This window comes from Duncaniella muricolitica (assembly GCF_910574735.1).
GTDB classification, from domain to species: domain Bacteria; phylum Bacteroidota; class Bacteroidia; order Bacteroidales; family Muribaculaceae; genus Duncaniella; species Duncaniella muricolitica.
In genome coordinates this window covers 1-17,701 of sequence record NZ_CAJTCF010000023.1, presented here as the reverse complement: position 1 = coordinate 17,701, position 17,701 = coordinate 1, and the positions used below count along the sequence as shown (strand labels likewise).

Below are 17,701 nucleotides of genomic sequence, written 5' to 3'. Positions count from 1 at the left end.
TTACGAACAAGTAACGTTGCGGCGTCAGGATTTGGCTTCGGCAGGGATTGTAATGGCTTCACGAATTTTCGCCACTTAAACCAAAACCCTTGTAACTCAATTCTATCACTATATCTTTCCGCATTTCACTTTTTTGTAGTAACTTTGTATCTGAATCTACTCCATATTAAATAGGAAAACATATGTTGCACTCAATGACAGGTTTCGGAAAGGCGGTCAAGGAATTTCCGGGGAAAAAAGTCACAGTTGAAGTTAAATCTCTTAATTCCAAGCAGGCCGATATAGCGGTGCGTATCCCTTCTGCTTTACGTCAGCACGAACTGGAGATGCGTAATCTTGTTGCGGAGAAACTTGTGCGCGGCAAAATAGATCTTACCATTACCATTGAGTCGCACGGTGCCGAGGCCAATCATAAGCTCAATATTCCTGTAATGGAAGCCTACAAGGCTCAGATACAGGAGGCTGCCGCCCGACTCGGTGTGGCAGAGCCGGCCGACTGGTTTGGTATGCTCATGCGTTTTCCCGATGTGATGCACATTGAGTCGCAGACCGATGCCGATGACACAGAGGTGGGAGTCGCCATGGAGGCATTGAGCGACGCTCTTGATGCTCTCAACTCTCACCGTCGTGCCGAGGGCGAGAGGCTTGAGGCGTTTTTTGCTTTAAGAGTCAAACGTATAGGCGACCTGCTTGCCCAAGTGCCGCTCTATGAGGGCGAGCGTACGGCCAAGGTCAGGGCGCGCATGGAGGAAGGACTCGCCAAACTCAGCGGACTCGACTATGACCGCTCGCGTCTGGAGCAGGAACTGTTTTTCTATATCGAGAAGTTTGACATCAACGAGGAGAAGCAACGTCTGGCCCAGCATCTGACTTATTTTATCGATACGATAAACGCCGAAGGCGCGCAGGGCAAGAAACTCGGATTTATTGCTCAGGAGATGGGGCGTGAAATCAATACGCTCGGCTCTAAGAGCAATCATTCCGACATGCAGCGTCTGGTGGTGCAGATGAAGGACGAGCTGGAGCAGATCAAAGAGCAGGTGCTCAACGTATTGTAAACACACAAGCATACACAGATAACTGATTTCTTTTTTGCGATACGGTAATTTATGTCAAAAGGTAAAATCATCATAATATCGGCCCCTTCGGGTTGCGGCAAGTCGACGATAATCAACGCATTGCTCGAGCGGGGTGAGATAGACATGCAGTTTTCGGTCTCGGCCACCAACCGTCAGCCGCGTGCGGGCGAACAGCACGGGGTCAACTATTATTTCCTTAGCGATGAAGAGTTTCGCCGGGCCATTGATGGTGACGAGTTTGTGGAATATGAGGAGGTATACCCCGGCCGATATTACGGCACGCTCAAGAGCGAGATACAGCGCATAGTCGATGCCGGCCACAATGTGGTGCTCGACATTGACGTGAAAGGTGGCGTGAATGTCAAACGGATGTATGCCGACCAGGCTGTGAGCGTCTTTATCCAGCCACCTTCGGTCGAGGCTCTGCGTCAGCGTCTCGAGGGACGCGGCACCGAGACTCCCGAGGCTATAGCCCAGAGGGTGGACCGCGCGGAGTTTGAGATCGGATTTGCACCGCAATTCGACCACACGGTCATCAACGACGATCTCGCCACGGCTATCGACAATGTCTCCGACATCCTTAAAGAATTTACATCACGATGAAAATAGGTGTGCTCGGCGGGTCGTTCAATCCCGTACATATCGGACACCTTATGCTGGCGAGTTATCTCAAACAGTTTGAGGGGTTTGACGAGGTGTGGCTGATGCTGTCGCCACTCAATCCGCTCAAGGCCAATTCGGCCGAGCTCATCCCCGACGTGACGCGTCTGCGCATGCTCGACATAGCCCTTAAGGGTGCCGAGGGCATAAAGGTGAGTGACATCGAGCTTTCGATGCCGCGCCCCTCCTACACCGTCAACACCCTGCGTTATCTGGCCAAGCGTTATCCGCGCCACTCGTTCAAACTCATTATCGGGGCCGACAACTGGAAGATATTCTCACAGTGGAAGGATGCCCAGAGCATTATCGACGATTTCGGGGTTGTGGTATATCCGCGCCCGGGCTATCCGCTCGGCACTATTTTCGATGCCGGAGTCGAAGTGGTCAAGGCCCCTACGGCCGATATATCAAGTTCGTTTATACGCAGCTCCATCGCGCGAGGCAAGGATATGAACTTTTTCCTGCCTGCCGGTGTGTATGAATATATCAAAAACAACAATCTCTATGTCTTTAAGTCCTAACTCGCTGGCCTTCGTGGCCCTGAGTAATGAATATTGCGCCGCTATCGAGGGAGCGTCACAGGTGGCCGACAGCCGTGTGTTTGTGGCCGAGATGCTGCGTCTGCTTCCGCGTCTCTATATTGTGGCCTCCGACCTCAATCCCGCCCCTTCGCTGGAAGAGGATACTCCATATATCGACAGTTATCTCGGAGAGGACTATTATGAGTCGGCCCGCGAGTCTATCGAGTCGCTTCTTGGTGCCGATGATGTGTATCTCGAGGTTTTTGAGGAGGATATGAAATATTCCGACACTCCTGTATCGGCAAGCATCGCCGAGGGATTGTGTGACATATTTCAGGTGCTCTACAACTTTATCTCGGCCGTGCGCGACGCGCATGAGTCGCAGATTAATGACGCGCTCATAGCGGTGAGCAATGATTTCGGTCCCTACTGGAGTCAGAAACTGCTCAATGTGTTGCGTCCGCTCAATCAGCTCAAATATTCCTGCGACGAAGAGGATGATGACTGATGTAGTTTACAGCTAATTATTTATCACATTTTATACAAGAATTTCACCATGTCAATAATTAAGACGGGTATACCCGTGGCATTCTGCAGCGACCATGCAGGATATGAAATGAAAATGCTGCTCGAGGGTTACTTTGAGTCGCAGGAAATAGAATTTAAGGATTTCGGCACATTCTCGGCCGAAAGCTGTGATTATGCCGATTATGCACATCCCTGTGCCGAGGCTGTAGAGCAGGGTGCCTGTTATCCCGGCATAGCTCTCTGCGGTTCGGGTAACGGCATAGGCATAACCCTCAACAAACATCAAGGCATACGTGCCGCATTGTGCTGGACGGTGGAGCTTGCCGAGCTTGCCCGCCGCCACAACGATGCCAATGTGCTTGTGCTTCCGGCCCGCTTCATCGACAGCGTTACAGCTATCAATATCGTTGAAAAATTTCTCAACACTCCCTTCGACGGCGGACGCCATCAGAAGAGAATCGAGAAAATCCCCGTTAGGTGATTTTCTGAGTTTAAAAGTTTAGAAGTAAAAAGTTTAGGGATTAGCTAAAAAGGCCAACTGACCTCAAGAGCTAATCCCTAAACTTTTTTAAACTTTAAACTTTAAACTCTAAACTTCTCTTAAAGCTTGTAGTCTTCGATGCTTTCGGGGGCGAAGGTGTTGATAAACTCGGCATGCTTGGTCACTTCGGCCTGAGCGAGATTGAGATATACCTCGGCTGAGCGACGGAATGAGTCGTTGCGCTGAGCATCGAGCATGAGCAGGCAGCTCATGATGGTCACGCCGGCCATCTCCACGAGACGACGGGCCATGAAGTCTCCGTAAGCCTGGTCATCGACCTTGCCTACTTGCTCTACAGCCTTGGCATACATGTCGGCCAACACGCGGATACGCTCCTTGATGCTCTGGAGTTCGGGCTTAACCTCAGTCTCGAGATAAGAGTTGATGAGGTTGAGATACGAACCGGTGGTGACATGGCGAATAGCCGCTACCACCTGGAGTTGTGTGGTGCCTTCGTAGATGGATGTGATGCGCGCGTCGCGATAGAGGCGTTCGCAGGCATAATCCTTCATGAAGCCCGAGCCGCCGTGTATCTGGATGCAGTCATAGGCATTCTGGTTGCAGTATTCACTGCCCATGCCCTTGGCGAGCGGGGTGAGAGCGTCGGCCAGACGTGAGTAATATTTGGCTTCCTTGCGTTCGTCGGGAGTGAGGCTGCGCTCTTTGGCGATGTCGTCATACACCTTGTACATGTCGACAAAGCGGGCGCACTCATACAGGAGCGAGCGCGAGGCGTCGAGCTTGCCTTTCATTACGGAAAGCATCTCATAGACGGCGGGGAACTCGATGATGGCCTTGCCAAACTGTTTGCGGTCGCGGGCATAGGCCAGAGCCTCGCGATAGGCGAGCTCGCTCACGCCTACGCTCTGGGCGGCGATGCCGAGACGGGCACCGTTCATGAGGGCCATCACATACTTGATGAGACCGAGACGGCGCGAGCCGCAGAGCTCGGCTTTGGCATCCTTGTAGGTGAGTTCGCAGGTAGGCGAGCCCTTGATGCCCATCTTGTTCTCGATGCGGCGCACATTCACTCCGCCGTCGCGCTTGTCGTAGATAAACATCGACAGGCCGCGACCGTCCTTGGTTCCGGCCTCGGAACGGGCAAGCACAAGGTGGATGTCGCTGTCACCGTTGGTGATGAATCGTTTCACACCGTTGAGCCGCCAAGTGCCGTCGGGCTGCTCGGTGGCCTTGAGCATCACGCTCTGGAGGTCAGAGCCGGCGTCGGGCTCGGTGAGGTCCATCGACATGGTCTCACCCTGGCATACGCGGGTGATGAAACGCTGCTTCTGGTCTTCGTCGGCAAACTCATAGATGGTCTCGGCACAGTCCTGAAGACCCCAGAGGTTCTCAAAACCTGTGTCGGCACGGCTCACGATGTCGGCGGCCATGATGTAGGGGGTGATGGGGAAGTTGAGACCTCCGTAGCGGCGGGGCATGGCCATACCCATGAGTCCGGCCTTGCGGCAGGCATCGAGGTTGACCTGAGTGGCGGGAGCGTAGGTCACGCGTCCGTCGGCCACCGAGGGGCCGTCGTGGTCAACGCTCTCGGCATTGGGGGCGATGATGTCGCCGCATATCTCGCCTACAATCTCCAACACTTTGTCATAGCTGTCCTGGGCGTCGGCATAGTCGAGAGGAGCGTAGTCAAACTTCTCGGCGTCGGTATAGTTGCGTTCTTTCAAGGCCACAATCTTCTCCATCAGCGGATGGGTAAGATGGTGCTTGAGATCGGGGTTGTCGGTATAAAAGTTAGCCATTTTTCTATGACGTTATTTGGAGTTCTTTTTGTAGTATTTGATGAGCTTGGGCACCACTTCCTCGAGATTGCCGGTGATTACATAGTCGGCAATGGTGTTGATAGGTGCGTTGGGGTCATTGTTGATAGAGATGATGATGGAGCTTTCCTGCATGCCGGCGATATGCTGTATCTGGCCCGAGATGCCGCAGGCTATGTAGAGCTTCGGACGCACGGTGACACCGGTCTGGCCTATCTGACGGGCATGTTCGGTAAATCCGGCGTCGACAGCCGCACGCGATGCGCCCACCTCAGCACCGAGAGTGTCGGCAAGGTCATGGAGCAGCTTGAAGTTCTCTTTCGAGCCTACGCCATAGCCGCCGGCCACGATGATGGGCGAGTTTTTGATGTTGATTTTTGATTTCTCGATATGACGGTCGAGTATCTCTACCACAAAGTCCTCGTCGCTCACATACTTGGCAGCCTCGAGATCGACGGTCTCGCCTTTGTATTGCGGGTCGCGGATCTCCTTCTTCATCACACCCTCGCGCACGGTGGCCATCTGCGGGCGGCACTCGGGATTGACGATAGTGGCCACGATGTTGCCTCCGAAGGCCGGACGTATCTGGAGCAGCAGGTCTTTGTATTCCACCTTGGTGCGGGCATCGGTGTGGTCACCGATTTCGAGAGCCGTGCAGTCGGCGGTCAGACCGCTGTGCAGACAGGAGCTTACGCGGGGACCGAGGTCACGACCGATGCATGTGGCACCCATGAGGCATATCTGCGGCTTGATCTCCTTGAACAGGTTGATGAGCACGGCCGAATGGGGGTTGGAGGTGTAGGGCGACAGACGCTTGTCCGACACGCGATAGAGGCGATCGACGCCGTAGGGAAACACCTGCTCACCCACAGTGGTGAGGTCATCGCCTACAGCCAGGGCTTCGAGTTTAACGCCGAGTTTGTCGGCGAGCACACGCCCTTTGGTCAGAAGTTCGAGGCTCACGTCGGCTACGCGTCCGTCCTCGATTTCGAGATATACTATAAGATTGTTCTGGTCCATTGGGCTTATCCTATTGTGTGGTTGGTAATAAGTTCTTTCACGAGGTCTTCGATAGCTGCATCGCTGTCGTCGAGCACGCGGCACTCTTTGGCGGCAAACACTACGTTCTCGACATTTTTCACCTTAGTGGGGGAGCCGGGCAGACCTATCTGAGCCGGATCGGCCTCAACATGGGCCGCGCTCCACTCCTGAAGATTGAGATAGGGACGCTTCTCCAGCAGAGCTTTACGCTCGTCGCTGAGAGCGGCGGCCTCGCTGGGCGATGCGGCATATTTGTATTTCTGCACACGCATGGCGTTGCGCGGACGGCAGTCGGCAGCCGAGCCGTTGACGGTCACAACGCAGGGCAGAGGAGCCTTGACGGTCTCCACACCGTTCTCCAGACGGCGTTTCACGATGACGTATCCGTCCTTGAGCTCGATGATATCCTCGGCATATGTCACCTGAGGTATGCCTAACTTCTCGGCTATCTGAGGGCCCACCTGTGCGGTGTCGCCGTCGATGGCCTGGCGGCCGCCGAGTATGATGTCATAGTTTCCGATTTTTTTCACGGCCTGAGCCAGAGAGTAGGAAGTGGCGAGAGTGTCGGCACCGCCCAGCGCACGGTCGGTAAGCACGATGCCGGTGTCGGCTCCGCGATAGATGGCTTCGCGTATGATCTCTGCCGCACGGGGCAGACCCATTGTGAGCAATGTGATTGTCGACCCCGGGTTGGCGTCTTTGAGACGGAGTGCCTGCTCGAGCGCGTTGAGGTCTTCGGGGTTGAAGATGGCCGACAGAGCCGCACGGTTGATGGTGCCATCCTCTTTCATTGCATCTTTGCCCACGTTGCGGGTGTCGGGCACCTGCTTGGCGAGCACGATGATGTTGAGACTCATTTTGTTATAATTTAAGGTTTTATGTAGATACGAATAGGTGGAGATGTCACTTTGTGACAAAAAAGCTCCGTTTTTCCGACAAATATACACATTTTCGCGAAAAACGGAGCTTTTTTTATGTAAATTAATGTGAAACGTGCTCTTCAACCCACTTGCGGGCGTTGATGAAGGCATCAATCCATGGTGTCACCTCGTCAGTGGCGCGCGATGCGGGATAATAACCGCACTGCCAGGGGAAGATACCTCGCTCGGGATGGGGCATCATGGCCAGATGGCGTCCGTCGGCCGAACATATGCCGGCCACCGAGCAACGTGAACCGTTGGGGTTGGCGGGATAGCCGTTGTAGGCATACTTGGCCACCACGTTATAGTTGTCCATCGACATGGGCAGGTGGAACTTGCCTTCGCCGTGAGCCACCCAGCAGCCGAGCTTGGAGCCTGAGAGCGAACCGAGCATTACGGAGTTGTTGGCGGGAATGGTGAGGCCCAGGAACTGCGACTCAAACTTGTGCGAGTCGTTATGCAGCATCCTGGTCTTCTTGGGATGCTCGGGATTGATGAGGTTGAGCTCGATCATGAGCTGACAGCCGTTGCAAATGCCGAGCGAGAGGGTGTCGGTGCGCTTGTAGAAGTTCTCGATGGCGCGCTTGGCGTTCTCGTTGTAGCGGAATCCCGAAGCCCAGCCCTTGGCCGAACCGAGCACGTCGGAGTTGGAGAAGCCTCCGCAGAACACTATCATGTTGACATCCTCCAGGGTCTCGCGGCCGCTCATGAGGTCGGTCATGTGCACGTCCTTCACATCAAATCCGGCAAGATAGAGCGAGTAAGCCATTTCGCGGTCGCCGTTCACACCCTTCTCGCGGATGATGGCAGCCTTGACACGTCCGTCGCCATGTCCGTCGCGACGCAGGGCTATGCCGCGCGAGGCGAGTTTGCCGTTGTAGCCCGAAGGCATGCGGTAGCGTATGGGCTGCTTCTTGTAATTCTCGAAACGTTCGCGTGCCTTCTGCTCTCCGCTCTGGAGCGAGTCCATGAGATAGCTGGTGTGCATCCACACGTCACGCAGATGGTCGATGCCGAGCAGACGCTGCGTACCGCAGTGGTTGATGATGAGGGCGCGCTCTGCGGCGGGCGAACCGATGTGATAGTATTTCACGCCGGCCTTGTCGAGCATTTCGTCGACCTTGGCCACCTTGGCTGCGTCTACCTGGGCCACGAGTGCGGGATTTTCGCTGAAGAGTATCTTCACGAGGTCCGACTCGCCGAATGCCTCGGTGTTGAGTTCGACACCGCCTTCGGTGTTGGCAAATGTCATCTCGAGCAGGGTGGTGACGAGACCTCCGGCCGACACGTCATGGGCGGCAAGGAGCATCTTCTTCTCCACGAGCTTCTGAACGGTGTCAAAGGTGTTGACAAACGCCTTGGCATCCGTAACCGTGGGGGCGTCGGCTCCGAGCGAACCGAGTGACTGTGCCAGGGCCGAACCGCCGAGCTTGAGGGCATCGCCCGAGAAATCTATATAGTATAAGGTGGAATCCTTGGCACGAAGCACGGGCGAAAGGGTCTTTTTCACGTCGGTGACTTCACCGGCGGCCGAGATGATTACGGTGCCGGGGGCATAAACCTTGTCGTTGCCATATTTCTGAGTCATCGACAGCGAGTCCTTGCCTGTGGGGATGTTGATGCCGAGGGCGCATGCAAAGTCGCTGCATGCCTCGACGGCACGATACAGGGCTGCGTCCTCACCGGGATTCTTGCAGGGCCACATCCAGTTGGCACTGAGCGACAGACTCCTGATGCCTTCGGCAAGCGGAGTGGCCACGATGTTGGTCAGAGCCTCGGCCACAGCCATCACCGAACCCTTGGCCGAGTCGATGAGTGCTACCTGCGGTGCGTGACCGATGGAGGTGGCTATACCCTTGGTGCCGGAGTAGTCGAGTGCCATCACGCCACAGTCGCTGAGGGGGAGCTGTATCTCGCCCTGACACTGCTGACGGGCTATCTTGCCTGTCACGGAGCGGTCCACCTTGTTGGTGAGCCAGTCCTTCGAGGCCACAGCCTCGAGCGCGAGAGTGTCGGCTACATATTTTTCTATATCGTTTTCGTTGTAGGGAGCGTCCTTGTAGGTGTTTACCACAGTGTTGTCAACCAAAGTGGTCTTGGGCGACGAACCAAACATGTCGCTCATGGCCAGGTCGATGGGTTTCACACCATCCTTCTGCTCAAACACAAAGCGATGGTCGCCTGTGGTCTCGCCCACCACATACATCGGTGCGCGTTCGCGGTCGGCGATGGTCTTGACATATTCGATGTCCTCCTTCTTCAGCACCATACCCATACGCTCCTGGCTCTCGTTGCCGATGATTTCCTTTGACGAGAGAGTCTTGTCGCCTACGGGCAGCGCGCCGATCTCAATCTTACCACCGGTCTCCTCGACAAGCTCCGAGAGGGCGTTGAGGTGACCGCCCGCACCGTGGTCGTGAATCGACACGATGGGATTGTTGTCGTTTTCGGCCAGTGCGCGGATTACGTTCGACACACGCTTCTGCATCTCGGGGTTGGCACGCTGCACGGCATTAAGCTCAATGCCCGAGGCATATTGTCCGGTCTCGACCGACGATACGGCTCCGCCGCCCATGCCGATGCGATAGTTGTCACCGCCCATCACCACCACGGCTTCGCCCGCTTCGGGCACACCCTTGATGGCATCCTTGGCGGCTGCATAGCCTACGCCGCCGGCGAGCATGATTACCTTGTCATAGGCATACATCTTGCCGTTTTCGTCATGCTCGAATGTGAGCAGCGAACCGCAGATGAGGGGCTGGCCATATTTGTTGCCGAAGTCCGACGCACCGTTTGACGCCTTGATGAGTATCTCGGCCGGAGTCTGGTAAAGCCAGGCGCGGGGATTCATCATCAGTTCCCAGGGGTGGCCGCCGAGACGGGGATAGGAGGTCATGTAGACAGCGGTGCCGGCCAGGGGGAGCGAAGCGCGTCCTCCGCCGAGACGGTCGCGTATCTCGCCGCCGCTACCGGTGGCCGCGCCGTTAAACGGCTCTACGGTCGTGGGGAAGTTGTGTGTCTCGGCCTTGAGCGAGAGCACTGTAGGCAGGTCGCGTACCTCGAAATAGTCGGGACGTTCGGGGTGTGTGGGATAGAACTGTGCCACAGTCGGACCCTCAACAAACGCTACGTTGTCCTTGTAGGCCGACACGAGGCGTCCGGGATTGACCTGTGAAGTCTTCTTGATGAGCTTGAAGAGCGAGAGCTCCTTCTCCTCGCCGTCGATTACAAACGAGCCATTGAATATCTTGTGACGGCAGTGCTCGCTGTTGACCTGCGAGAAGCCAAACACCTCGCTGTCGGTCAGGGGACGTCCCAGACGCTCGGCGAGCTGACGCAGATAGTCCTCCTCCTCTTTGCTGAGAGCGAGACCTTCGCGCTTGTTGTATTCCGATATGTCGGCGATGTGCTCGATGGGAGCTGCGGTGGTTGAGGTGCTGAACACCTTGGAGTTCAAACCGTCATACAGGCGGGAGAGCATCTTGTCGAAAGCAGGCTCTTCGGCTGTGGTGCGGTTAAACTCTTCTATGCGGGTTATACCCTCGAGTCCCATGTTCTGGGTGATTTCCACTGCGTTGGTGCTCCAGGGAGTAATCATCTCCTTGCGAGGACCCACAAAGCGGCCCTTGACCGAAGTGGAGCTGAGAGGGGTGGCCCCGTCAAAGAGCCAAGTGAGTTTCTCGGCCTCTTCGGGGGTAAACTTGTGATTCGTCTCTACGGCGTAAATCAGATTCGCGCCTTTCTTAAAAAATACGACCATAAGTATCTGGCTATGTCAATGAATGGTTTATGTCACAAAATTACAACAATTCCCACACTTGGGCAAATCTTTTGTCCATTCCCCCACCCCCTTTTATAAAATTTGCCGCCAGACCTCCTTTTTATCTGATATCACACTCTGACGCTACTTATATTTCGGTTTGACCCGAAATTATTATATCCCGAGAATCACCAGTCCTCATCGCGGTCGATATACAGGTCGTCATCATACAGACCGTACAACTCGTCGTTAATGTCGTCATACAGTTCTGCCGCATCATCAATATCATCGAGCCGGGCCTGAAGCATGTCTATCTCGCTCTGGATACGGTCGTAACGGTCTGACATTATATCACAGTCGTCAAGCCGGCTTTCAAGGTCGTCGATGCGTTCCTGTAGCTCGTCTATGTCATAGTCGTCCATATCCGACATATGACTGTAAGTTGCCTGAGGCCGATGGCTCGATTGATCCGCTCGAGAACAACCGGCATCACCACCGTAACCATACATCGATTGTGAAGACGGTAAATGAGACTGTGGCTTGCCTGAAAACCATTTGCCCAACATATCGAACAGGGCTAATCCACCGAGAAAATTCCAGAATGACATAAAACACTATTTGTTGATGAATTTATTTCGCAACCATGACGTAAGAGCAAACACCCCTATTCCAAACGGCAACGCCACGCAGAAAAAGAATGTGAGAAAACCCGGACACGAGCATATGACAATAAACAATATCAGTATGCACCATAATACTATTCCAAACATAAGCGCGACTTTTTTGCAATTAGCTGACATCCGCTCCGTCTCTCAGTGCCTGGCCGAGCCATGCCAAAGCGCAGAGAATAATGATGATGAATGACATAAATGAATAAAATTAGAGATTCAAGGAAAGAATAACACGACTTTCAACGGCAAAATTAACCGCCACATGGGCAACGTAATCGCACACCAATGTTAAAAAATTTCATCACCTAAATTCTATGTAACCGGATCGCACATACCGGGAAATATCCTGACGGTGAAACTTTAGAGGATGACAAACGTTTTATATAAAATAATATAGATGTGTTGTCATGAAAAAATTTTTATTCTTTCTTATGGCTCTGCTGTGTTTAGGCGGAGCTGCCAAGGCTGACAGCTATACCATCGACAGGGATAAACTGCCCGTAAAAGCCCGCGAGATGATCGAGGAGTATTTCCCGAAAGCCAAAATCGGCATGATCAAGGTGGACAAACACCTGTTCAAGAAGACCGACTATGATGTGAAACTGGTCAACGGGACCAAAATCGAGTTTAACAACGCCGGCAAATGGACATCGGTTGACTGCAAGAACCGTCAGGTGCCCGACGGACTGGTGATGAGAACCATACGCAACTATGTGAAGAAAAACTGCAACGGAGCTTTTATTACCAAAATAGAAAACAAACTGTCAGGCTATGAGATTGAGCTGTCGGACGGCGTTGAGATGAAATTCAACAAACTCGGTGTGCTCACTCACACTGAGGTGGACGATTGAGCATGACCGCACTGTGAGGAACGAGAAGAAACTGCATCCGCTCACCGCGCAGGAAATAGACTTGAAAACGCGATGTGTTTCTGACACGCACCACGTCACTCCAGGGTATAGTCTCGGACGGTGGCAGGACGAAATTGTCGTTACTGTCGTCGGCCGGGATTTTTTTGTCGTCGCCGACCGGAGTCTCCTCTTCAGGAGCCACATAGCGGAGACTTATGTGACTGCCGGGATGTATCTCGACAGTCTTGCACAATATGGTCCTGCGGGCCTCGGGTGCAAGCATGTAATAGGTGTAGAGAAACGACATGACCATCGGGGCCACGATAAACACCAGCATCAGGGCCACAAGCAGCCATCGTTCGTCGTGGCTCAGACACCCGTAGCCGGCTGTGGCAAGGACGGGAATAAGGACCGTCCAGCCATAACGCGGTATCCATTCGGAAAGCAGGACGGCAAAATAGTCGCCCGAGGCCGTGCGAAACGGGGCCGTGCGTATCACACGGCCCGGGTCAGATGTCTTGCGTTCAGTCATCGAGATAACGGCGGGTGAGACCTCCGAAACTTTCTATGCGGCGGTCGCGCAGGAAAGGCCACCAACGGCGCACCTGCTCCGAGCGTCGGAGGTCGACGTCTATGACGGCCTCGGCTTCGGTGTCATCAGGAGCACGGTAGATAAACTCGCCCTGCGGGCCGGCTACAAAACTTGTGCCCCAGAACTGTATGCCACCTGTCGCTCCCGAGGGATCGGGCTCGTGGCCCACGCGGTTGACGGTAATGACCGGAAGCCCGTTGGCCACGGCATGTCCGCGCTGCACGGTGACCCAAGCCTCGCGCTGACGCATCTTTTCGTCATTGCTGTCACTGCTCTCCCAGCCTATGGCGGTGGGATAGATGAGCATTTCGGCTCCGCGCATGGCCATGAGACGCGCTGCCTCGGGATACCACTGGTCCCAGCACACAAGCACGCCGAGACGTCCCACACTGGTCTGAATGGGTTCAAACCCGAGGTCACCCGGAGTGAAGTAAAACTTTTCATAATAGGCCGGATCGTCGGGTATGTGCATCTTGCGATACTTACCAGCAATGGAGCCGTCGCGCTCAAAGACCACGGCGGTGTTGTGATACAATCCTGCGGCCCTGCGCTCGAATAGTGATGTCACGAGCACCACTCCGGCACTGCGCGCGGCTTCGGCATAAGTGTCGGTGACGTCAGAGGGAATGCCGACAGCAAGGTCAAAATTGTCTACGCTCTCCACCTGGCAGAAATAAAGCGAATCGTGAAGCTCCTGGAGCACTACGAGCTCGGCTCCTTCTCGGGCCAGACGGTGGATTTTCTCTACAAGCCGGCTGCGGTTGTCGGCTATGTCGGGAGTGTTATGCTGCTGAATGATGCCTACTTTCATAGATTTCTATATTTTTCAGCCCAACGGCCGTCCACGATGCCTTCGACAGCTCCGAGCGGTAGCTGCATGGTGACGCAGTGGAGTGAGCCGTGCTGCCTTATGAGCGCGCGGCAGTCGACGGGCACGATGTCATGATCGGGATAAACGATTTTGAGAGTCTGCTCGGCCAGCAGGTCATTGGCCGGCTGGGCATAGACGGGGAGATAGACCGCACGGTGCGATACAAGATAATTGGCATAAGTGGCCGGCAACTGCATTCCGTCCTCGTCATATACGGGGTCGGGCAGCGGAAGCTCCACGAGGTTGAACGGCCGGCCGTCACGTGTGAGCAATGTGAGCAGTTCGTCGCGCATGGCGGCGAGAGTGTCGACCTTCTGTCCGTGAGAGTCGACAGAGCCTATATATATTATTGTGTCGTGGGGTGCGAGACGGGCCAGTGTGTCGATGTGGCTGTCGGTGTCATCGCCGGCCAACGCTCCGTGATGGAGCCACAGCTGGTGGCTGAAGCCGAGGGTGTCGGCAAGATATGAACGGATGTCGCCTTCAGTCATCTCGCCGTTGCGGTTGGGCGAGAGCAGACATTCGGCTGTGGTGAGCAGTGTGCCGCATCCGTCGCTCTCGATGCTGCCGCCTTCGAGCACAAAGCCGAGACGGTTGACATAGCCGGCTTTGAAGATGCCCTGCATTGCAAGACGTGTGTTGATAAGATTGTCTTTGTCGGCTGCAAACTTCATGCCCCAGGCATTAAACTTGAAGTCGATGACGCTAAGCCCCGAACCTGTCTCGACTGTTATAGGGCCGAAGTCGCGCGCCCAGGTGTCGTTGGTGGGAAGGTCGACAAAACGCACCCGCGAAGGGTCGAAGCCACAGGCCATGACCGACTCGCGACACAGCGAGGCCGGCCCCACAAGCAACACACATTCATGGACCGAAACGGCCCTCACTATCGAGGCTATACATTCGCGTGCCTCATCGAGCATATAGGCCCAGTCGGTGTGTTCATGCGGCCAGGCCAGGAACACACACTCGTGTGTCTCCCATTCAGCCGGCAGTCTCACCGGCATGGAAATATCATCAGGACTATTCGTCGTCATATTCATCTTTAAGGTTGTCCCATATGGAGTCCTGCGATTCGAGATACTCCTCGCAGTAGTCCAAGAAACCGTTTTTTTCGCTGCTTCCGACTTCATGACACCACTTGCGGTATTGTTCGTGCAGCTCAGCATTCTCGTGTAACTGTTTTTTAAATTCAGCCTCGGCTATATCTACACTTCCGTATTGCCTGAGCATTTCATTAAAAAAATCAGTAATATCTTCCATAATAGTAATTATTTCCTGGTTAAGTCTAAGGATTTGACGTCAAATTTAATGTTTTACGCGCAAATTTCCAAATAATCCGCCAAGAAATAGCCACTCTATGGTCCACGAAGCGCACAGAGGCGGGAAACGGTTGATTTTTAACACAATTCGAGAGTCAGGAAGCAATATCTGACACCGCTCCGCGGATCGGTGCGGTCAAACACCGGAGAAGCCGCGCCGAGCGAGGCAAGATCTACCGACGGGAAACGTGTGTCGGCATCGTCACACACGGCGTCAATCAGAGTGAGCTCCAGACGGTCGGCAAGCGGGAGAGCCTGACGGTAAATCTCGCCGCCACCTATTATAAAGACATTCTCTGTCCCCTCACACATCGCCAGGGCTTCATCGAGCGAGGAGGCGGTCTCGACACCCGGAGCTGTGTAACCGGCATTGCGCGTCACCACTATGTTGCGGCGTCCGGGAAGCGCGCCTTTGGGAAACGACTCAAACGTCTTGCGCCCCATGATTATGGGCCACCCCATGGTGAGCGACTTGAACCGCTTGAGGTCATCGGATATGTGATAGAGCAAATCACCGCCACGGCCTATGGCCATATCGCGTGTGGCAGCCACTATAATTGTAATCATACTGCTACTGTACCTTTAATATGGGGGTGCGGATCATAATCCTCAAGCGAGAAATCCTCATACTTGAAGTCGAGAATATCCTTGACCTCGGGATTGATTACCATCTTAGGCAACCGGCGCGGCTCACGCCCGAGCTGTGTGCGCACCTGGTCGAAATGATTATGATAGATGTGCGTGTCGCCGAGAGTGTGTATAAACTCGCCAGGCTCGAGACCGGTCACCTGTGCCACCATCATGAGCAGCAGCGCGTAGGAGGCAATGTTGAAAGGCACCCCGAGAAAACAGTCGGCACTGCGCTGATAGAGCATGAGCGAGAGACGGCCGTCGGCCACATAGAACTGGAATAATATGTGACACGGCGGAAGAGCCATGCCGGGGATGTCGGCCACATTCCACGCACTGACTATAAGCCGGCGCGACTCGGGATTGGAGCGTATCTGGTCGATAACCTCACGTATCTGGTCGATATGGCCGCCATTGTAGTCGGGCCACGACCGCCACTGGTAGCCGTAGATATGGCCGAGGTCTCCGTCGGGACGGGCCCATTCGTTCCAGATGCGCACACCGTTGTCCTGAAGATATTTTACATTGGTGTCGCCTTTGAGAAACCACAGCAGCTCATGGATAATCGACTTGAGATGCAGCTTCTTGGTGGTGAGCAGAGGGAAACCGTCGCGCAGGTCGAAACGCATCTGGTGGCCAAACACGCTGCGCGTGCCCGTGCCCGTGCGGTCGCCTCGGTCGACGCCCTCGGTCATTATTCGGTTAAGAAGGTCAAGATATTGTCGCATTGTTATTTTCTTTGTTCTTGTTTATATCAGCCGCGGCTACATCGGTCGCGGTGTCGGCCGCCGGCACGGGTTTCTTGCGCGGCTTGCCCAACACGAAATCGTGACAGTCCTGTATGCACTGCGCGCCCTGGGCCATCGGAGGCCTGATGCGCTGCATCATGGGGATTGAAAGCTGATGACGCGCCCAGGTGTAATGTATGGCATCGTTGGGACACACCGGCAGACAGTCAAAGCAGTTGACACACCGCGAGGAGTCCACTACGTGGGATGTAAGGTCGATACATGAAGCCTTGCACACATGCTCACACCTGCGACACTGTATGCACTTGTCGGTGTTGATGTCTATGTGAAATATCGAGTAGCGCGAGACATAGCCCAGCGTGGTGCCTACGGGACACAGGGAGTTGCAGAACGTGCGGCCGTTGCGCGCGGCAAGCACTCCCACAGCCATTATCGACACGGCCGCGACAATAGTCCCGAGCACCGAGGCTGTGACAATCTTTACAGGCTGTGACGACATAGCGTCAAGCACCAGCCCCCACACAGGCTTGACAAGAAACGTGCAGGCACGGCTGTATACACTCCAAGGGTCGGCAAACACTGCCACAACCGACAGGCCGAGAAGTATCGAAACCATTATAAGACACAGACTCGTGTTGCGCCAGCGGTTGAGCGGAGGACTGTAATGATACTGACGCCGGCGGCCATAGCGTCCAAGCCTTGTCAACCGGGCCACCACATCCTGAAACACGCCAAGCGGACACGCCGCCGAGCAATAGACACGGCCGAAAACAAGGGTGGCTATAAGCCACACCACTATAGTCGACAGAGAGAAAGCCATGGCTGCGTGAAAAAACTGTATGCGAGCTATCCATCCGGCCAGGACAGGCAGCGTCTGAGCATAACTCACAAGCGTATATGTCGCAGTTACCCACACCGCAACTGCCGCCACGATGCGGGCCGCCCGCAATATATGTCCCTTACGAACAGCCATAGTGATTGCAAATTTACGGATTTTGGACAACTATGCAAAATTTAGAGGAGGTTATATGGTCTGCCGACCTGCAACGCATGGAAAACATGGTATAAATACCTATTGAAGTTGTTCAAACTTATTTCGAGATGTTAATAATACAGTAAAATAATAAAAATACAGCGCATTCAGCAAAGGGCGCACTATATTATAGTTCCCACACTCTAATATACCGTAC

General features: G+C 54.4%; 18 protein-coding genes. 6 read left to right on the top strand and 12 right to left on the bottom strand.

Annotated features, from left to right (window positions below; genetic code table 11):
* Positions 1–194 precede the first annotated feature (194 nt).
* Genes QGT73_RS06715 through QGT73_RS06695 form a run of 5 tightly spaced genes read left to right on the top strand, consistent with a single transcriptional unit; the run spans position 195 to position 3,269 of the window.
* The gene (locus QGT73_RS06715; RefSeq protein ID WP_280121921.1) at positions 195–1,058 is read left to right on the top strand and encodes a YicC/YloC family endoribonuclease; all 864 of its coding nucleotides are present in this window, start codon (positions 195–197) and stop codon (positions 1,056–1,058) included.
* Positions 1,059–1,109: 51 nt separating this feature from the next.
* Entirely contained in the window at positions 1,110–1,682 is a 573-nt protein-coding gene (gmk, locus tag QGT73_RS06710) for a guanylate kinase (RefSeq protein ID WP_123617439.1), read from the top strand.
* A complete protein-coding gene (gene nadD, locus QGT73_RS06705) occupies positions 1,679–2,260 on the top strand; it encodes a nicotinate (nicotinamide) nucleotide adenylyltransferase (RefSeq protein ID WP_123617438.1) in 582 nt (193 codons plus the stop codon). Before gmk ends, nadD begins: the two co-directional genes overlap by 4 nt.
* Positions 2,244–2,768, top strand: a complete 525-nt coding sequence (locus QGT73_RS06700) for a DUF5063 domain-containing protein (protein ID WP_280121920.1) — start codon at positions 2,244–2,246, stop codon at positions 2,766–2,768. The genes nadD and QGT73_RS06700 overlap by 17 nt, the downstream gene beginning before the upstream one ends.
* 48 nt (positions 2,769–2,816) lie before the next feature.
* The gene (locus QGT73_RS06695) at positions 2,817–3,269 is read left to right on the top strand and encodes an RpiB/LacA/LacB family sugar-phosphate isomerase (RefSeq protein ID WP_280121919.1); all 453 of its coding nucleotides are present in this window, start codon (positions 2,817–2,819) and stop codon (positions 3,267–3,269) included.
* Positions 3,270–3,388: 119 nt separating this feature from the next.
* On the opposite strand, the gene QGT73_RS06690 is transcribed toward QGT73_RS06695, so the two are convergent.
* The 5 genes from QGT73_RS06690 to QGT73_RS06670 all read right to left on the bottom strand — a co-directional run bounded on the left by QGT73_RS06690 (position 3,389) and on the right by QGT73_RS06670 (position 11,259).
* Positions 3,389–5,089 carry an acyl-CoA dehydrogenase family protein gene (locus tag QGT73_RS06690; protein ID WP_280121918.1) on the bottom strand — a complete coding sequence of 567 codons (1,701 nt, stop codon included), beginning with the start codon at positions 5,087–5,089 and terminating at the stop codon, positions 3,389–3,391.
* Between the two features lie 12 nt (positions 5,090–5,101).
* A complete protein-coding gene (locus QGT73_RS06685) occupies positions 5,102–6,127 on the bottom strand; it encodes an electron transfer flavoprotein subunit alpha/FixB family protein (protein WP_123617434.1) in 1,026 nt (341 codons plus the stop codon).
* Positions 6,128–6,132: 5 nt separating this feature from the next.
* A complete protein-coding gene (locus tag QGT73_RS06680) occupies positions 6,133–7,005 on the bottom strand; it encodes an electron transfer flavoprotein subunit beta/FixA family protein (protein ID WP_280121917.1) in 873 nt (290 codons plus the stop codon).
* Positions 7,006–7,129: 124 nt separating this feature from the next.
* Positions 7,130–10,828: a phosphoribosylformylglycinamidine synthase gene (purL, locus tag QGT73_RS06675; RefSeq protein WP_280121916.1), complete on the bottom strand. Its 3,699-nt coding sequence runs from the start codon at positions 10,826–10,828 to the stop codon at positions 7,130–7,132.
* Positions 10,829–11,016: 188 nt separating this feature from the next.
* Positions 11,017–11,259, bottom strand: a complete 243-nt coding sequence (locus QGT73_RS06670) for a hypothetical protein (RefSeq protein ID WP_123617431.1) — start codon at positions 11,257–11,259, stop codon at positions 11,017–11,019.
* A 647-nt stretch (positions 11,260–11,906) separates the two neighbouring features.
* Here QGT73_RS06670 and QGT73_RS06665 point away from each other — a divergent pair.
* Positions 11,907–12,350, top strand: a complete 444-nt coding sequence (locus tag QGT73_RS06665) for a PepSY-like domain-containing protein (RefSeq protein WP_280121915.1) — start codon at positions 11,907–11,909, stop codon at positions 12,348–12,350.
* Here the strand turns inward: QGT73_RS06665 and QGT73_RS06660 are convergent.
* From QGT73_RS06660 to QGT73_RS06630, 7 genes are all read right to left on the bottom strand, one after another.
* Positions 12,325–12,882 carry a hypothetical protein gene (locus QGT73_RS06660; protein WP_280121914.1) on the bottom strand — a complete coding sequence of 186 codons (558 nt, stop codon included), beginning with the start codon at positions 12,880–12,882 and terminating at the stop codon, positions 12,325–12,327. The two genes, QGT73_RS06665 and QGT73_RS06660, sit on opposite strands and share 26 nt — an antisense overlap.
* On the bottom strand, positions 12,875–13,753 hold the full coding sequence (locus QGT73_RS06655; RefSeq protein WP_280121913.1) for a carbon-nitrogen hydrolase: 879 nt from the start codon (positions 13,751–13,753) through the stop codon (positions 12,875–12,877). Before QGT73_RS06655 ends, QGT73_RS06660 begins: the two co-directional genes overlap by 8 nt.
* The gene (locus tag QGT73_RS06650) at positions 13,750–14,853 is read right to left on the bottom strand and encodes an agmatine deiminase family protein (RefSeq protein ID WP_280121912.1); all 1,104 of its coding nucleotides are present in this window, start codon (positions 14,851–14,853) and stop codon (positions 13,750–13,752) included. Before QGT73_RS06650 ends, QGT73_RS06655 begins: the two co-directional genes overlap by 4 nt.
* Entirely contained in the window at positions 14,834–15,073 is a 240-nt protein-coding gene (locus QGT73_RS06645; protein WP_123617426.1) for a hypothetical protein, read from the bottom strand. Before QGT73_RS06645 ends, QGT73_RS06650 begins: the two co-directional genes overlap by 20 nt.
* Before the next feature lie 137 nt (positions 15,074–15,210).
* Positions 15,211–15,699 (bottom strand): dihydrofolate reductase, encoded by a 489-nt coding sequence (locus QGT73_RS06640; protein WP_280121911.1) that lies wholly within the window; start codon positions 15,697–15,699, stop codon positions 15,211–15,213.
* The gene (locus QGT73_RS06635) at positions 15,696–16,490 is read right to left on the bottom strand and encodes a thymidylate synthase (protein ID WP_280121910.1); all 795 of its coding nucleotides are present in this window, start codon (positions 16,488–16,490) and stop codon (positions 15,696–15,698) included. Before QGT73_RS06635 ends, QGT73_RS06640 begins: the two co-directional genes overlap by 4 nt.
* Positions 16,474–17,484 (bottom strand): 4Fe-4S binding protein, encoded by a 1,011-nt coding sequence (locus QGT73_RS06630; protein ID WP_280121909.1) that lies wholly within the window; start codon positions 17,482–17,484, stop codon positions 16,474–16,476. Before QGT73_RS06630 ends, QGT73_RS06635 begins: the two co-directional genes overlap by 17 nt.
* Positions 17,485–17,701 lie beyond the last annotated feature (217 nt).

Excerpts from the sequence above, each read along its gene's own strand:
- QGT73_RS06715 (WP_280121921.1), top strand. The coding sequence starts at position 195 with ATGACAGGTTTCGGAAAGGCGGTCAAGGAATTTCCGGGGAAAAAAGTC.
- gmk (WP_123617439.1), top strand. The coding sequence starts at position 1,110 with ATGTCAAAAGGTAAAATCATCATAATATCGGCCCCTTCGGGTTGCGGC.
- nadD (WP_123617438.1), top strand. The coding sequence starts at position 1,679 with ATGAAAATAGGTGTGCTCGGCGGGTCGTTCAATCCCGTACATATCGGA.
- QGT73_RS06700 (WP_280121920.1), top strand. The coding sequence starts at position 2,244 with ATGTCTTTAAGTCCTAACTCGCTGGCCTTCGTGGCCCTGAGTAATGAA.
- QGT73_RS06695 (WP_280121919.1), top strand. The coding sequence starts at position 2,817 with ATGTCAATAATTAAGACGGGTATACCCGTGGCATTCTGCAGCGACCAT.
- QGT73_RS06690 (WP_280121918.1), bottom strand. The coding sequence starts at position 5,089 with ATGGCTAACTTTTATACCGACAACCCCGATCTCAAGCACCATCTTACC.
- QGT73_RS06685 (WP_123617434.1), bottom strand. The coding sequence starts at position 6,127 with ATGGACCAGAACAATCTTATAGTATATCTCGAAATCGAGGACGGACGC.
- QGT73_RS06680 (WP_280121917.1), bottom strand. The coding sequence starts at position 7,005 with ATGAGTCTCAACATCATCGTGCTCGCCAAGCAGGTGCCCGACACCCGC.
- purL (WP_280121916.1), bottom strand. The coding sequence starts at position 10,828 with ATGGTCGTATTTTTTAAGAAAGGCGCGAATCTGATTTACGCCGTAGAG.
- QGT73_RS06670 (WP_123617431.1), bottom strand. The coding sequence starts at position 11,259 with ATGTCGGATATGGACGACTATGACATAGACGAGCTACAGGAACGCATC.
- QGT73_RS06665 (WP_280121915.1), top strand. The coding sequence starts at position 11,907 with ATGAAAAAATTTTTATTCTTTCTTATGGCTCTGCTGTGTTTAGGCGGA.
- QGT73_RS06660 (WP_280121914.1), bottom strand. The coding sequence starts at position 12,882 with ATGACTGAACGCAAGACATCTGACCCGGGCCGTGTGATACGCACGGCC.
- QGT73_RS06655 (WP_280121913.1), bottom strand. The coding sequence starts at position 13,753 with ATGAAAGTAGGCATCATTCAGCAGCATAACACTCCCGACATAGCCGAC.
- QGT73_RS06650 (WP_280121912.1), bottom strand. The coding sequence starts at position 14,853 with ATGAATATGACGACGAATAGTCCTGATGATATTTCCATGCCGGTGAGA.
- QGT73_RS06645 (WP_123617426.1), bottom strand. The coding sequence starts at position 15,073 with ATGGAAGATATTACTGATTTTTTTAATGAAATGCTCAGGCAATACGGA.
- QGT73_RS06640 (WP_280121911.1), bottom strand. The coding sequence starts at position 15,699 with ATGATTACAATTATAGTGGCTGCCACACGCGATATGGCCATAGGCCGT.
- QGT73_RS06635 (WP_280121910.1), bottom strand. The coding sequence starts at position 16,490 with ATGCGACAATATCTTGACCTTCTTAACCGAATAATGACCGAGGGCGTC.
- QGT73_RS06630 (WP_280121909.1), bottom strand. The coding sequence starts at position 17,484 with ATGGCTGTTCGTAAGGGACATATATTGCGGGCGGCCCGCATCGTGGCG.